Consider the following 15,077-nt stretch of genomic DNA (forward strand, 5'->3'; position numbering starts at 1 on the left):
GGCCCATCCCCCAGGATGGACCTCCCATTTTTATGCTTCGCTCTGGCTCGGATGCGGTGTCGGCGGGGCTTTGGTGAAGAGCACCTTCAGCACCAGCGGTGTTGCCACCGAAGATACCACGATGAGCAGGATGACCGCCGTGAAGTACACAGGGTCCACCACGCCGATGTCCAGGCCCTTCTGGGCCACGATCAGGGCCACCTCGCCGCGGGTCATCATGCCGACGCCCACCTTGAGCGAGTCGGCCCAGTTGAAGCGGCAGATCTTTGCCGCCAGACCGCAGCCGATGACCTTGGTGATGAGGGCCATGATGACGAAGCAGACGCTGAAGAGCAGGATCTGCGGCGTCAGGCCGCTGATGTCCGTCTTCAGGCCGATGCTCGCGAAAAAGACCGGTGCGAACAGCACATAGTTGCTGATATCCACCCGGCGCTCCACATAAGATGCGTCGTCCATGGAGCAGAGCACGATGCCGGCAATGTAGGCACCCGTGATGTCTGCGATGCCGAAGTATTCCTCGGCGATGTAGGCCATGGCAAAGCAGAACGCCATGCTCACGATGGTGATGCGCTGGGTGTGGGGGTTGCGCTTGTCCAGCCACTTCATCGCAAAGTGTGCGATGAGGCCCACACCGATGGCCGTGGCAAAGAAGAGCACCGTATTGAAGAGCACCTTACCCAGGCCGGTGCCGGTGCCGGAACCGGCACCCAGCACACAGGTCAGCACCACGATGCCGATGACATCATCAATGACTGCCGCGCTCACGATGGTCGTGCCGAGGAAGCTCTTCAGATGGCCCATCTCCTGCAGAGCCGCCACCGTGATGGAAACGCTGGTGGCCGTCATGATGGTGCCAATGAAAAGCGCCTTGTAAAACTCCGTGCTGCCCACGGCAGCAAACCCATAGAAGATGCTATAAAGGAGTGTGCCGCCCGCCAGCGGCACAGCCACACCCACGCAGGCGATAAGGGTGGCAATGGGGCCGGCTTTGATCAGCTCCTTCAGGTTGGTGCCAAGGCCGGTGGAGAACATCAGCAGCACCACGCCGATCTCCGCAAAGACCGAGATGGTATCGCTGATGTGGACCAGATTCAGCACACAGGGGCCGATCAGCAGGCCCGCGATGATCTCGCCCACCACCTGCGGGGCCTTGCACTTGCGGGCCACCAGCCCGAAGAACTTGGCCGTGAGGATGATGATGGCGAGGTTTCGAAAGACCGAATACATTCAAATGACCTTCCTTTACTCAATTTTGCGTTTTTCACGCCCGGCAGGCCCGACCGCGCGTCCTGACCTACCCTATTTTACATTATAACTTGTCGGCTTGTGAAAATCAAAGCCATCCCAGCGAAAATTCAGCTAAAGTTTAGCCGCAGACCCGTTTTATTTTCGTGCAGATTTTTTTGCCGGAATGCTTGACAAAGTGCCAAACACTTGCTATAATAAATTGCTGTCTGAACAGACACACCGCACAGTCCTGTGAAACCGCAGGATCGTGTACCTTGGCCTCATAACCTTGAGGCCCTCAAGTCCAAAAGGAGGTGCTACAAAATGGCAAAGTACGAAACCATGCTGATTACCAGCGCCGCTCTCGACGAGGAGGCTACCGCCGCTCTGGTGGGTAAGTTCAAGTCCCTGATCGAGGCTAACGGTACGATCGATTCCATCGACGAGTGGGGCAAGCGCCGTCTGGCCTACCCCATCAACGACGAGGAGGAAGGCGTCTACACCGTGATCAACTTCACCAGCGAGCCCAGCTTCCCCGCTGAGCTGGACCGTGTGTACAAGATCACCGAAGGCGTTATGCGCAGCCTGATCGTTGCCCACGAGGAGTAATCTCTCCGTGATCAAAAAGGAGTCTGTTCTATGTTGAATGTTGTTGCTATCATGGGCCGCCTTGTGGCGGACCCGGAGCTCCGCACCACCCAGAGCGGCACCAATGTGTGCAGTTTCCGGATCGCGTGCGACCGCAATTTTGCCCGCCAGGGCGAGCAGCGCCAGGCTGATTTCATCGACATCGTCGCATGGCGTCAGCAGGCCGAGTTTGTTTCGAAGTATTTCCAGAAGGGCAGTCTGATCGCCATTGAAGGTTCGCTTCAGACCCGCCAGTATCAGGACAAGCAGGGAAACAACCGCACCGCTGTGGAAGTTGTGGCCAACAACATCAACTTTGCAGGCCCCAAGAGCAGCAACCAGGGCGGCGGAGCAAATTATCAGAATTCTGCTCCGTCCTACCAGAACGCAGCCCCTGCCCGCCCGGCCGCTGTGGAGGCAGCTCCCAGCTATTCTGCCGGCAGTGCAGATGACTTCGCCGTCATCGACGACAGCGACGACCTGCCGTTCTGATCCGAAACGGTCTATCCGTTAAAATCTTATAGGAGGTAATAAGCAATGGCTTTTGAAAGAACCGAAGGCTCTCGCCCCGCGCGCCCCATCCGCCGCGGCCGCAAGAAGGTTTGCAGCTTCTGTGTCGATCGCATCGACACCATCGATTACAAGGACGTGCCCCGTCTGCGTAAGTACGTCTCTGAGCGTGCAAAGATCATCCCCCGCCGTGTGACCGGCACTTGCGCTTATCATCAGCGCGCACTGACCGTCGCCATCAAGCGTGCTCGTCACGTTGCTCTGATGCCCTACGTCAGCGACTAATCTTCAGAACTTTATCAACCCAGTTCAAAATAATCAGCAATCAGCAAAGCGTCTTCCCCGATGACAAGGGGAAGGCGCTTTTTTCTGCCCGTTTTTCGGTTCCCGGAACCCACCCGCTCTCTGGCGTCTGTGGTTCCGGGACTTTCTTGTTTTTGCCGACAAAGCTGCACGTTCTCCCGCCAAAAAGTTACAAAGTGGTACGGTTATCCCGGCCTGTTGCGATTCATTTCCGGGAATTTCTGAAACAAATCAGAGTTTTGACGCAGTGGCAAATCAAACTGCACAACGCCGAACCGATTCTTTGTACACATTTTACGAAATCGCTCCAACATGATTGATTTTTTGAACAAAATGTGCCATACTATAGCCATTGGAAACGTTCCCGACAACGTTCCCGATGGTTTTACAGAAAGTGAGGAGATGCGCCATGACGATCAAAGACATCGCCCGCATCAGCGGCTGTTCCGTCAGCACCATCTCCCGTGTCATCAACGACCGGCCCGATGTACGGCCGGAAACGAAAGAACACGTTCTGAAGGTCATGCGGGAAGCGGGGTTCACCCCCAACACCAACGCGCGGCAGTTGAAGATCCAGCAGTCCCGCAGTCTGGTGTTCGTCGTCAAGGGCACACGCAACCTCTTCTTCTCTGACTTTCTCGTACAATTGCAGCGGGCCGCGACTCTGTATGGATACAACGGCATCGTCTCCTATCTGGACGAGAACGCCAACGAGATCGACGCCGCCGAAAAGATCCTGCGGGAGATCAAGCCCAAGGGCATCATCTTCCTGGGCGGCAGCGTGAGCAACTTCCAGAATGGATTTTCCAACATCACCGTTCCTTCGGTGCTGGCCACCCTCGTTTCCCACGACCTGAGCTTCCCCAATCTGTCGATGGTCGGCGTGGACGACCGGGCGGCTGCCCGCACTGCGGTCGCCCACCTCATTGCACAGGGGCACAGCAAGATCGCTGTGCTGGGCGGCCCGGCCACAAGTTTCCCCAGCCGGATGCGCCGTTTGGGCGCACAGGACGCCATGGAGGATGCGGGCCTCGTCTTCGACAACAAGCTCTACGGCCTGTCGAACTACGATTTCGAGTCCGCATACCACGCCATGAACAGCCTGCTGGCCCGCCGGGCCGAGTTCACCGCCCTGTTCGCGATGAGCGACGTCATCGCCTTTGGTGCCATCCGGGCGCTGGTCAGCGCCGGGCTCCGCGTGCCGGAGGACGTCTCCGTCATCGGCTTTGACGGCATCACGATGTCCCGCTACTGTGTGCCTGTGATGACCACCATCGTCCAGCCCAGTGAGCAGATCGCGCTGCAGAGCATCGAGCTTCTGATCCGGCAGATCGAGCACGGTGCCTCGGCCCGGACCGTGACTCTGCAGCCGGAGCTGCAGCAGGGCGAAAGCGTCTGCCCCTGCCGCCGCCGGTTTGAATCTGTTTAACTCCGCCCATCGTGGCGGTGCGATAGATAAGCAATCAATAAGAAGGAGAACACACTATGAAAAAGATGATCACTCGTCGTAATTTTCTGAAGGCCGCTGGCGTTTCTGCCGCTGCCCTGGGTCTGGCTGCCTGCGGCGGCTCTTCCAGCTCCACCGCTTCCTCCGCTGCCGGTTCTACCGCTGCTTCCGCCAGCGCATCCGCTTCCGGTGCAAGCGGCAAAGTCTACTACCTGAACTTCAAGCCGGAGCAGGATCAGGCCTGGCAGGATCTGGCTGCTGCCTACACCAAGGAGACCGGCGTGCCTGTCACCGTCGTGACCGCAGCTTCCGGCCAGTATGAGACCACCCTGATGAGCGAGATGGAGAAGAGCGAGGCTCCCACCCTGTTCCAGGTCAACGGCCCCGTCGGTCTGGCCAACTGGAAAGATTACTGCTACGACCTGTCCGGCAGCAAGCTGTACGGCGAACTGACCAGCGACTCCTTCGCACTGAAGGACGGCGACGCCGTCACCAGCATCGCCTACGTCATCGAGACCTACGGCATCATCTACAACAAGGAGCTGCTGACCGCCGCTGGCTACACCCAGGACGACATCAAGGGCTTTGACGACCTGAAGAAGGTCGCAGACGACATCCAGGCCCGCAAGGCTGAGCTGGGCGTCGATGGTGCTTTCACCTCCGCCGGCATGGACGGTTCTTCCGACTGGCGTTTCAAGACCCATCTGGCCAACCTGCCCATCTACTACGAGTACAAGGCAGACGGCATCGGCTCTACCGACGCCATCAAGGGCACCTATCTGGACAACTACAAGCAGATCTGGGACCTGTACATCACCGACTCCACCTGCGACCCGAAGCTGCTGGCTTCCAAGACCGGCAACGACGCTGTGGCTGAGTTCGTGGGCAAGAAGGCTGTCTTCTATCAGAACGGCACCTGGGCTTACAGCGATGTCTCCTCTCTGGGCGACGACAACCTCGGCATGCTGCCCATCTACATCGGCGTGGACGGCGAAGAGAACCAGGGCCTGTGCACCGGTTCCGAGAACTACTGGTGCGTGAACAACACTGCATCCGATGAGGACATCCAGGCCACTCTGGACTTCCTGTACTGGTGCGTCACCTCCGAGACCGGCACTTCTGCTATGGCAGACGACATGGGCTTCGTCATCCCCTTCAAGGCTGCTAAGGATTCCACCAACCCGCTGATCGCCATTGCAAACGACTACGTCGCCGCTGGCAAGACCAGTGTGGACTGGTGCTTCTCCACCATGCCTTCCGAGGAGTGGAAGAACGGCGTCGGCAGCGCACTGACTGCTTATGCAGCAGGCACCGGTGACTGGAACGCTGTGGTCACTGCCTTCGTCGATGGCTGGGCCAAGGAGTACAAGCTGGCAAACGGCTAATGCCGCAGAGCGTTTTTAACAGCTGACAAATACGGGAGGCGGGCGAGCGGTTCGCCCGCCTCCTTCTTTTTTGGATTTGGAGGTATATCATGCAAAAGGCCATCAGCAAATATTGGCCGGTGTTCGTGCTGCCTACCCTCATCGCGTTCATCATCGGCTTCATCTGGCCCTTCATCTGGGGCATCTACCTGTCCTTCCAGCGGTTCACCACCGTGTCGAAGACCACCTTTGTGGGCATCCAGAACTACATTTCCGTCTTCCAGGATTCCACCTTCCTCCACGCCTTCGGCTTCACGGCAGCGTTCACGGTGCTGTCCACTGTGCTCATCAACGTCTGCGCGTTCGCCATCGCCCTCGTGCTGACCCGCGGCATCAAGGGCACGAACCTGTTCCGCACGGTCTACTTCATGCCCAACCTGATCGGCGGCATCCTGCTGGGCTACATCTGGCAGATCCTGCTCAACGGTGTGCTGGCCAATCTCCAGAAGCCGCTGCTGGCTCTGGACGCCAAGGCAGGCTTCGTGGGCCTGATCATCCTGATGTGCTGGCAGCAGATCGGCTATATGATGATCATCTATGTGGCCGGCCTGCAGAGTGTGCCCGGTGACCTGATCGAAGCCGCCAAGATCGACGGCGCTTCTGACCACGAGATCCTGTTCAAGATCAAGCTGCCCATGGTCATGCCCAGCGTCACCATCTGCACCTTCCTCACCCTGACCAACAGCTTCAAGCTGTTCGACCAGAACGTCGCCCTGACGGCCGGCGAGCCTGCCAACGCCAGTGAGATGCTGGCCCTGAACATCTACAACACCTTCTATGGCCGCTCCGGCGCGCAGTGGAAGGGCATCGGCCAGGCAAAGGCTGTGATCTTCTTCCTCATCGTGGTCGTCATTTCCATGATCCAGCTCCACTTCACTCGTTCCAAGGAGGTACAGCAGTAATGATCAAACGTAAACATCTGTGGGACAATGTGCTCACCGTTATAATGACTCTGCTCTGCCTGCTGTGGGTCTACCCCATCGCCCTGATCTTCATCAACAGTCTGAAGAAGGAAGGCACCTTCACCACCTCCACCGTCTTCGCACTGCCCACCAAGGAGACCTTTGTCGCCCTGGAGAACTACACCTACGGCATCTTCAAGATGAACTTCCTCTCCAGCCTGGGCTACAGCCTGCTGATCACCCTGACCAGTGTGGCGCTCATCCTGCTCTGCTGCTCGATGACGGGCTGGTACCTGACCCGCGTGAACAACAAGCTGAGCAAGTTCATGAACCTGCTCATCGTCTTCTCGATGGTCGTCCCCTTCCAGATGGTCATGTTCACCCTGTCCAAGACGGCCGATACCCTCAAGCTGAACACCCCCTGGAACATCTGCATCATCTACCTTGGCTTCGGTGCCGGTCTGGCCGTGTTCATGTTCACCGGCTTCATGAAGAGCGTCCCCATTGAGATCGAAGAGGCTGCCATGATCGACGGCTGCAACCCCATCCAGATCTTCTTCAAGATCGTCTTCCCCATCCTGAAGCCGACCATGATCTCCACCGCCATTCTGGAAACGATGTGGGTCTGGAACGACTACCTGCTGCCCACTCTGGTGCTGGACATCAAGAAGTACCGCACCATCCCCATGGCCATCCAGTATTTCCGCGGCGGTTATGGCCGCGTGGAGCTGGCCCCCATGATGGCCTGCATCATCATCGCCATCATCCCCATCATCCTGCTCTACATCACCTGCCAGAAATACATCATTGAGGGCGTCGTTGCCGGCGCTGTCAAGGGTTAAGAGGAGGGGGTTCACATGCGCGCAAGCGGTATCCTGATGCCCGTGTTCAGCCTGCCCGGTCCCTTCGGCATCGGCACTTTGGGGGCGGAGGCCTTCGCTTTCGTGGATTTTCTGGCCCGCGCCAGACAGACCTATTGGCAGATCCTGCCCATCGGCCCCACCGGCTACGGCGATAGCCCTTACCAGAGCTTTTCCGCCTTTGCCGGGAATCCCTACTTCATCGACTACCGGGTGCTGGCCGAGGACGGCTGGCTCACCCCCGATGAGGTCCCCGCTCCGGTGCCGGTCGGCACCGTGGATTACGGTGCGCTGTACAACGAGCGGCCCGCGATCCTGAAACGGGCCGCAGACCGGCTGCTGGCCGAGCCCAGCAAAGCCTACACCGATTTCTGCGCCGCGCAGGACTTCTGGCTGGACGATTACGCCCTGTTCATGGCCCTGAAAGCCGAGCAGGGGCAAGCGGGTCTGGCCGACTGGCCCGACGCGCTGCGCACCCGTGAGCCTTCGGCTCTGGCCGCCGCCCGTGTGCGGCTGGCCGATGCGGTGGATTACCACAAGGCCGTGCAGTTTTTCTTCTTCACTCAGTGGAGCGCCCTCAAGACCTACGCCAACCAAAAGGGCATTCAGCTGGTGGGCGACATCCCCATCTACGTCAGCCCGGATTCCAGCGACCTCTGGACCCGACCGGAGCTCTTCCAGACCGATGGGCAGGTCCACCTGACCCAGGTGGCCGGCTGCCCGCCGGATGCCTTTGCGGCCGACGGCCAGCTCTGGGGCAACCCGCTCTACGACTGGCCCCGCCACGAAGCAGAGCACTTTGCCTGGTGGAAGCGCCGGATGAAACACGCCACCTCCATTTATGATGTCGTCCGCATCGACCACTTCCGCGGCTTCGAGAGCTACTACTCCATCCCCGCCGGGAACACCACGGCAGCGGGCGGCAAGTGGGTCAAAGGCCCGGACCGCGCCTTCATCGACGCCATGCACGAGGCGCTGGGGCAGGGCGGCATCATTGCCGAGGACCTGGGCTATCTGACCCCGGAGGTCAAGACCATGCTGGCCGCCAGCGGCTACCCCGGCATGAAGATCATGCAGTTCGCGTTCGACAGCCGGGAGCCGGGCAACTACCTGCCCTACACCTACACCCGGAACAGCGTCGTCTACACCGGCACCCACGACAATGTGACCACCGAAGGCTGGCGGGCGACTGCCAGCCCGGAAGATGTCCACTACGCCTGCCGGTATCTGCGCTGCACCCCCAAAGACCTGACCGAAGCCATGATTGCGGCCTGCCTTTCCTGCGTGTCGGACATGGCCATCATCCCGATGGCGGACTGGCTCCACCTCGGTGCCGAAGCCCGCATCAACACCCCCAGCACACAGGGCTCCAACTGGCAGTGGCGTCTGACCACGCCCCTGACGAGCCTGCTGGCGGACCACATCGCCGATCTGACGACCCTGTATGACCGGGCCCCGGCGGCAGAGTAAGCGTTTTTCTCCTTCTGATAGCTTCTCCATCCCGAACGGCGAGCCGTGCGGTGCCCTGCATTGTGGCACTGCATCCGGCCCGCCGTTTCTTTTTGGCACAAATTTCACACAACATTTTTTCACCGGGGCCCTGGGATGCGCGTCTTTGTTTTTCCGCTTCCCTGCGTTTGTTTTTTGAGTTTTGCTTTGAAACCGTTCACAAAACCCCCACAGCTTTCAAACCTTCGCTCTCTTGTTGTTTTTGGTGGAATATGCTATAATCCATTTAGTTTATGATCCGCTTTCCGGCGGTTCTGATGTACGAAAGGAGTTTTCCCGCCATGGAATATACCAGTTCGACTTCGCTGCATTTTCCGGCAGCCTATGCTCCCATCTCCGAGGATGAAATGATCTACATCGAGGGCGGTGCCGATGTCATCTCGCCGCAGCAGTTTACATACAACCTCGTCACCAACCTCATCCGCCTGCTGGGTCAGGCTGCCTTCACCGGTGCCGTCACCGGCCTCATCAACATGCGCAACGACGGCCTGACCCTCGGCGGTTCCATCAAGCACTACTGGGGCCGCCAGACCACCGTTGGCAAGGCTGCCACGGTGCTCTTCACCGGTTTTGCAGGCTATGCGGCCTACATTTATGCCGTCCAGCTCATCAACAATGCGCTGAACATCTACACCGACGTGAAGAACAACTACTACAACGACGGTTCTTCCACCGGCACCACCACGACTGACCCCACCGCAGCCTCCGCGGCCGCGCTGACGGCGGCCTGAGCCTTTGCCTGACCACCCGACTCTGACACAGAAAGGAGCTTTTCTATGAAAGAATTGCAGATGCCCGCTTCCTATGGACGCATCCCGGAAGCAGAGCAGTTTCAGATTGTTGGCGGCGGTGAGCTGGCCGATGCGTGGAATGACTTCACGGACCGGCTCCGTCTGGACGATCTCTTCTTCAGCGGCGGTGTGCTCTCGCTGTCCTTCTCATTCGTGCCGATGCTGCTGTTCCATGTGTTCCGCTCGGCCTACAACTTCGCAGAGAACACCTACAACAATCTCGTCAACTGGTTCGGCTTCCACGACGACACCCTGTCGGCGCTGCAAAGCTACACCGACGATATGCGTCAGAAGCGCCAGGAGCGCGGGGTCTGAGCTCTCTCAGCCGCCTTCGGCGTCAGTTCACCCGTGCTGAACGGGTCCGTTTTCCATTCCAAAAAGCAAAGTGCTCCGCTGTTCTGGACAGCAGAGCACTTTCTTTTTTTTGCACATTTCAGATGACGCGGACTGCTCCCTGCTCCCGCAGGCGGAGGATGTAGCAGCTGCCTTTGCCGAAGACACCTTCCATGGCGTCGTGGTAAATCTGCACCAGCCGCTGCGGCACAAAGGCCTGGATGGTGCCTGCAAAGCCGCCGCCCTGCATCCGCCAGGCTCCGCCGCTGTGTTCCAGCAGCGTCTGGCTCAGTGCCAGCGCCACCGAAAGCCCCTGATGCCGCACATCCGTGGAACAGTAGACGTTCTGGCACAGGGTGTAGGAGGCATGGCCGCTGGCCGCAATGGCCTTCAGAAAGACCGGAAAGTCCCCGGCCCGCAGCGCATCCCGCTGGACCAGTGCACGGGCGTTCTCCTCAAAGTAGTGGGCGGCCCGCAGCACGGCACGGTCGCCGCAGGCAGTGCGCAGGCGGGGCAGCGCCGCCCAGAAGTCGGCCTCCCGCACCTGCCCCAGAACCCTGCCCCCCAACTGCGACGCCACCGCTTCCATCTCGTTCCGGATGGCAGCGAACTCGCCGGTCAACTCGCTGTGGCTGCCGCGCGTGTCGGTAACGCAAAGGCTCATCCCCTCCGGCAGCAGCCCGGCGGCGTGGATCTTCTCGATGTCCGGCTGGGCCGGGTCGGCAAAGTCCGCAAAGATGACGCCGCCCACCGCGCTGGTCAGCTGGTCCAGCAGGCCGCTCGGCTTGCCGAAGTAGGTGTTCTCCGCATACTGGCAGATCTTCGCCAGTTCCGGCGTCGGCAGGCCGCAGCCGTACTCGCCGTTCAGGATGACGGCCATCCCCATCTCGAACGCCGCCGAGCTGGACAGGCCCGACCCCCGCAGCACATTGCTGGCGGTGTAGGCATCAAAACCATTCACGGCCCTGCCCCTGGCCCGGAACCCCTCCGCGATGCCCCGGATGAGGCTGGCCGAATGGGTGCTTTCGCCGTCCTGCGGCTCCGCCTCGCTCAGGTCGATGACGTCCAGCTTGTTGAACCCGCGGGATTTCACCCGGATGAAGCCGTCGTCACTGGGGGACGCCACGGCGATCAGGTCCAGCATCACAGCTGCCGCCAGACCATAGCCGTGCTGGTGGTCGGTGTGGTTGCCGCCCAGCTCAGCCCGCCCCGGTGCCGAGTAGATGTGCACCTGCCGGCCCGGCCCGAAGTATCGTTCGAACTGTTCCAGCGCATCCGCGTAGCGCTGCCGCTGCCGCGCCAACACCGCCGGGTCTGCCCCATACAGTGCGGCAAGTGCGGCGTCGCGCCCGCCTGCCAGGATCTCCCGTCTGAGCTGCATACTGGTCGCCATGGCTGTTCCTCCCCAAAGAAAACCCGCAGTCTGTTTGTAAAAGATAACTCTATTGTAATCGAAGCGTCCCCATTTTGCAATTTGATTTTGCAAAAAAACAAATTTTGGCGCGAAAGTCAAAGATTCGGATGTACTTTTGTTGAATTTGCAGGTTCAATTATGATATACTGGTGTTACGAATGCAGCGGATGGGAGGAGAGCCACATGGCAGACGTTTACAAACAGTCCTTCAAGCAGAATTACACCAACAACATCGAATTGTCCATCTTTAACTGCGGCCTGGAGCGGTGCGCTCCGGGCCAGACCTGGGGCCCCGGCATCCGGGACCATTACCTCATCCACCTGGTCGTTTCCGGCAAGGGAACCTTTGAGGTGGGCGGCCATACGTTTGAGGTGGTCCCCGGCGACCTCTTTTTTGCCCGGCCCAGCCAGCTCATCCGCTACACAGCCGATGAGCAGCAGCCGTGGGAGTACAGCTGGGTGGGCTTCAATGGGGCCTGCGCCCACAAACTGGCCGCACAGCTGCCCTTTACAGACGAGCGACCCGTCCACCACACCAGCGACCCCGAAGGGATGCGGACGGCCCTGACCAACATCTACTCCTCCCGCGGGCTTCAGCCCCAGGATGAGGCCGCCATGGTGGGCTACCTCTATCTCTTCATCTCCTCCCTGATGAAGGAGACCAGCGAGTCGAAGCCCCACAGCACTTCGTCTTCGAGCCAGTATGTGCTGAACGCCATCAAGTACATCCAGTTCAACTACTCGCACGATATCTCCATCGACGATGTGGCCAAGAGCGTGGGAGTCTCCCGCAGCCACCTGTACCGGGTGTTCATGCTGAATGTGGGCAAAAGCCCCATCGACTATCTGACCGAATACCGCATCAACGAAGCCTGCAAGCTGCTGCGCGCGGGCAACTTGTCCATTGCCGAGGTCGCCATCTCAGTCGGCTTCTTTGACCAGTTCTATTTCTCGCGGGTGTTCAAGCGCGCCAAGGGCGTGCCGCCCAGCAAATATCTGGCGTCCCAGACCGACGCCCCCGAAGCCTCGGAATAACCCCACCACAAAAGGAGAATCCCCATGCCCTTACAGAAAAATCAGGTGCTGACCCTGACCATCGAGCGGCTTTCCAACGACGGAAGCGGCGTGGCACACTCGCCGGACGGCGAGGCCGTGTTCGTGCCCGGCACTGCCCCCGGCGACGAAGCCGACATCCGCATCGTCAAGGACTGCGGCCGCTATGCCTTCGGCATTCTGGACACCCTGCGCACCCCCTCGCCGGACCGCATCCCCGTGGACTGCGCCGTGGCAGGCCCCTGCGGCGGCTGCAGCCTGCGGCACCTGGATTACGCTGCCGAGCTGCGGGCCAAGCAGGAGAACGTCGTCGATGCGTTCCGCCGCATCGGCGGGCTGGATGTGCCGGTGCTGGACGCCCTCCCCTCCCCCGAAGTGGACCGCTACCGCAACAAGGTCCAGTTCCCGGTCGGGCGTGACAAGAACGGCGCACCCTGCATCGGCTTCTACGCCGGTCGCACCCACCGCATCGTCCCCTGCCCCGACTGCAAGCTGCAGCCCGGCATCCTGAACGACATCGGCAACGCACTGTGCAGCTTTTTCGGTGCACACGGCATCCAGCCCTACGATGAGGCTTCCGGCAAGGGCCTGGTGCGGCACATCTTCCTGCGCCGGGGTGCGCACAGCGGCCAGATCATGGTCTGCATCGTCTGCACCCGCGCAAAGCTCCCCCACAGCGCCGAACTCGTCGAGCAGCTGACCGCACAGTTCCCGGACATTGCCACCGTCCTCGTGAACGTCAACCCCAGGAACACCAACGTCATTCTGGGCACGGAGACCCACACCCTCTGCGGCCCCGGCTTCATCGAAGACACCCTCTGCGGCGTTCCGGTGCGGCTTGGCCCCCTGTCGTTCTATCAGGTCAACACCCTCGCCGCCGAGCAGCTCTACGGCATCGCCGCCGAATACGCTCAGCTCCAGCCGGACGACCTTCTGCTGGACCTCTACTGCGGCATGGGCACCATCGGCCTTTCGATGGTGGACCGCTGCCGCTCGCTCATCGGCGTGGAGATCGTCCCCGAAGCCATCGACAGCGCCAAGGCCAACGCGGCCCGCATGGGCGAAGCCGTCGCCGCCAGAAGCCGCTTTTTCTGCGCCGACGCGGGCAAAGCCGCATCTCAGCTCGCCGCCGAGGGTCTCCACCCCGACGTCATCGTCCTCGATCCGCCCCGCAAAGGCTGTGACGAGGCCACCCTTTCCGCCGTCGTCGCCATGTCCCCCCGCCGGGTCGTCTACGTCAGCTGCAACCCCTCCACCGCCGCAAGAGACGCCAAGTGGCTGGAAACACAAGGCTACCGCACCGAGAAGGTCCAGCCGGTGGATCTGTTTCCGAGGACGAAACACGTCGAAGCGATAGTTTCGCTACAAAGAGAAATCTAGTAGAAATCCTCCGTTTTACGTTATTTTCTCGTCACGTTGTGTTCGATGGCGAGGGCGATAAACTCCGCAACAAACGCATTGAAAATCACATTACTGTTTCGGTGGTAATTGATATGGAGTGCGGAAACACAAAGAATTGAATATCTAACAATCGGCATAGCCGCAGACTTTCACAAAAAGCCTGCGGCTTTTTCTTTGCCCAAAAACAGAAAGGAGGCATCCGTGAAATGGCAGTTTTTCGGGTAGAAAAGAACAGCGGCTACACGGTCATGTCAAACCACCACCTGCGGAACCGGGCCTTGTCCCTGAAAGCCAAAGGCTTACTCTCCCAAATGCTCTCCCTGCCGGAAGATTGGGACTACACCCTGCAAGGGCTGGCCCGTATCAACCGGGAAAGCATAGACGCGATACGGCAGGCTATCCGGGAACTGGAACAGGCAGGCTACATCCAGCGTTCCAGAGAACGGGACGAGAAAGGACGGCTGCGCGGTGCAGACTATGTGATCTTCGAGTTGCCGCAGCCCGTTCCTGCATCGGTTTCACCTACATTGGAAAATCCAACGTTGGAGAATCCCACGCAGGAAAACCCTACGTTGGAAAATCCAATGCAATTAAATAAAGATAAACTAATTACAGAAAAACAAAAGAAAGAGGGATTAAATACCGATTCCATTCCTATCCATTCCCCAAACCCCTTGCCTTTGGACGAGGACGAGGCAGCGGCACCGCCGCCGGAACGGACAGGAAGCCGAAAGGAAGCGGCCTGTCAAATCTACCGGGACCTGATTTTGGAGAACATCGAGTATGACACCCTCACCCAGAATCCCCGGATAGACCGGGAACAGCTGGACGAGATCGTGGACATCCTGCTGGAAACCGTCTGCACTTCCCGCAAGTCCATCCGGGTGGCCGGGGACGATTACCCGGCAGAGTTGGTCAAGGCGAAATTCTTGAAGCTGGACAGCCATCACATCGAGTTCGTCATGGACTGCCTGCGGGACAACACCACCAAAGTCCGCAACATCAAGCAATACCTGCGGGCCATGCTTTTTAACGCGCCCAGCACCATCAACAGCTACTATGCGTCCCTTGTGGCGCACGATATGGCGCAGCCTGATTGGGGCCGCCCGCCCAACAACTGACCGAAAGGAGCGTCCACCCATGAGACCCCTTTACCTGCGGCGGCTGGTGGTTCCACCCTAGCTGCCGCTTTTCCGACTACCTGCCAAGGAGGAATGCTGAATGCAGGAAGAAGTCACCCAGAAAACCATTGCCCTGTCCATGAAAACGGGCAAGC

The 15,077-nt window shown here is 59.5% G+C and carries 15 protein-coding genes; 13 read left to right on the forward strand and 2 right to left on the reverse strand.

Annotated elements, in window-relative coordinates:
* Nucleotides 1-30 precede the first annotated feature (30 nt).
* Nucleotides 31-1,227, reverse strand: a complete 1,197-nt coding sequence (locus DWY95_RS09475) for a cation:proton antiporter (protein WP_118553329.1) — start codon at nucleotides 1,225-1,227, stop codon at nucleotides 31-33.
* 324 nt (nucleotides 1,228-1,551) lie between these two features.
* On the opposite strand from DWY95_RS09475, the gene rpsF reads away from it, so the two are divergent.
* The 10 genes from rpsF to DWY95_RS09525 all read left to right on the forward strand — a co-directional run bounded on the left by rpsF (nucleotide 1,552) and on the right by DWY95_RS09525 (nucleotide 9,915).
* Nucleotides 1,552-1,836: a 30S ribosomal protein S6 gene (gene rpsF, locus DWY95_RS09480; protein ID WP_097792034.1), complete on the forward strand. Its 285-nt coding sequence runs from the start codon at nucleotides 1,552-1,554 to the stop codon at nucleotides 1,834-1,836.
* 30 nt (nucleotides 1,837-1,866) lie between these two features.
* Complete coding sequence (locus tag DWY95_RS09485; RefSeq protein WP_055189169.1) at nucleotides 1,867-2,346, forward strand: single-stranded DNA-binding protein; 480 nt, start codon at nucleotides 1,867-1,869, stop codon at nucleotides 2,344-2,346.
* 45 nt (nucleotides 2,347-2,391) lie between these two features.
* Nucleotides 2,392-2,649, forward strand: a complete 258-nt coding sequence (gene rpsR, locus DWY95_RS09490; RefSeq protein WP_022256536.1) for a 30S ribosomal protein S18 — start codon at nucleotides 2,392-2,394, stop codon at nucleotides 2,647-2,649.
* A gap of 427 nt (nucleotides 2,650-3,076) precedes the next feature.
* A complete protein-coding gene (locus tag DWY95_RS09495; RefSeq protein ID WP_118553330.1) occupies nucleotides 3,077-4,096 on the forward strand; it encodes a LacI family DNA-binding transcriptional regulator in 1,020 nt (339 codons plus the stop codon).
* A 56-nt stretch (nucleotides 4,097-4,152) separates the two neighbouring features.
* Nucleotides 4,153-5,499 carry an ABC transporter substrate-binding protein gene (locus DWY95_RS09500; protein ID WP_118553331.1) on the forward strand — a complete coding sequence of 449 codons (1,347 nt, stop codon included), beginning with the start codon at nucleotides 4,153-4,155 and terminating at the stop codon, nucleotides 5,497-5,499.
* 89 nt (nucleotides 5,500-5,588) lie between these two features.
* The gene (locus DWY95_RS09505) at nucleotides 5,589-6,440 is read left to right on the forward strand and encodes a sugar ABC transporter permease (protein WP_118553332.1); all 852 of its coding nucleotides are present in this window, start codon (nucleotides 5,589-5,591) and stop codon (nucleotides 6,438-6,440) included.
* Nucleotides 6,440-7,282, forward strand: coding sequence for a carbohydrate ABC transporter permease (locus DWY95_RS09510; protein ID WP_118553333.1), 843 nt, complete (start codon nucleotides 6,440-6,442; stop codon nucleotides 7,280-7,282). Before DWY95_RS09505 ends, DWY95_RS09510 begins: the two co-directional genes overlap by 1 nt.
* Before the next feature lie 15 nt (nucleotides 7,283-7,297).
* The gene (gene malQ, locus DWY95_RS09515) at nucleotides 7,298-8,770 is read left to right on the forward strand and encodes a 4-alpha-glucanotransferase (RefSeq protein WP_118553334.1); all 1,473 of its coding nucleotides are present in this window, start codon (nucleotides 7,298-7,300) and stop codon (nucleotides 8,768-8,770) included.
* A 320-nt stretch (nucleotides 8,771-9,090) separates the two neighbouring features.
* A complete protein-coding gene (locus tag DWY95_RS09520; protein ID WP_118553335.1) occupies nucleotides 9,091-9,540 on the forward strand; it encodes a hypothetical protein in 450 nt (149 codons plus the stop codon).
* A 45-nt stretch (nucleotides 9,541-9,585) separates the two neighbouring features.
* Nucleotides 9,586-9,915 (forward strand): hypothetical protein, encoded by a 330-nt coding sequence (locus tag DWY95_RS09525; RefSeq protein ID WP_097792027.1) that lies wholly within the window; start codon nucleotides 9,586-9,588, stop codon nucleotides 9,913-9,915.
* Nucleotides 9,916-10,033: 118 nt separating this feature from the next.
* Here the strand turns inward: DWY95_RS09525 and DWY95_RS09530 are convergent, their stop codons facing one another.
* Complete coding sequence (locus DWY95_RS09530; protein ID WP_118553336.1) at nucleotides 10,034-11,326, reverse strand: galactokinase family protein; 1,293 nt, start codon at nucleotides 11,324-11,326, stop codon at nucleotides 10,034-10,036.
* Between the two features lie 204 nt (nucleotides 11,327-11,530).
* On the opposite strand from DWY95_RS09530, the gene DWY95_RS09535 reads away from it, so the two are divergent.
* The 3 genes from DWY95_RS09535 to DWY95_RS09545 all read left to right on the forward strand — a co-directional run bounded on the left by DWY95_RS09535 (nucleotide 11,531) and on the right by DWY95_RS09545 (nucleotide 14,922).
* Nucleotides 11,531-12,382, forward strand: a complete 852-nt coding sequence (locus tag DWY95_RS09535; RefSeq protein WP_118553337.1) for an AraC family transcriptional regulator — start codon at nucleotides 11,531-11,533, stop codon at nucleotides 12,380-12,382.
* 24 nt (nucleotides 12,383-12,406) lie between these two features.
* Entirely contained in the window at nucleotides 12,407-13,780 is a 1,374-nt protein-coding gene (gene rlmD / locus DWY95_RS09540; protein WP_118553338.1) for a 23S rRNA (uracil(1939)-C(5))-methyltransferase RlmD, read from the forward strand.
* 227 nt (nucleotides 13,781-14,007) lie between these two features.
* Nucleotides 14,008-14,922, forward strand: a complete 915-nt coding sequence (locus DWY95_RS09545; RefSeq protein ID WP_118553339.1) for a DUF6017 domain-containing protein — start codon at nucleotides 14,008-14,010, stop codon at nucleotides 14,920-14,922.
* The last annotated feature ends 155 nt before the right edge of the window (nucleotides 14,923-15,077 follow it).

Origin of the sequence: Faecalibacterium sp. AF28-13AC, from assembly GCF_003478405.1 — a bacterium.
Lineage (GTDB): Bacteria > Bacillota > Clostridia > Oscillospirales > Ruminococcaceae > Faecalibacterium > Faecalibacterium prausnitzii_E.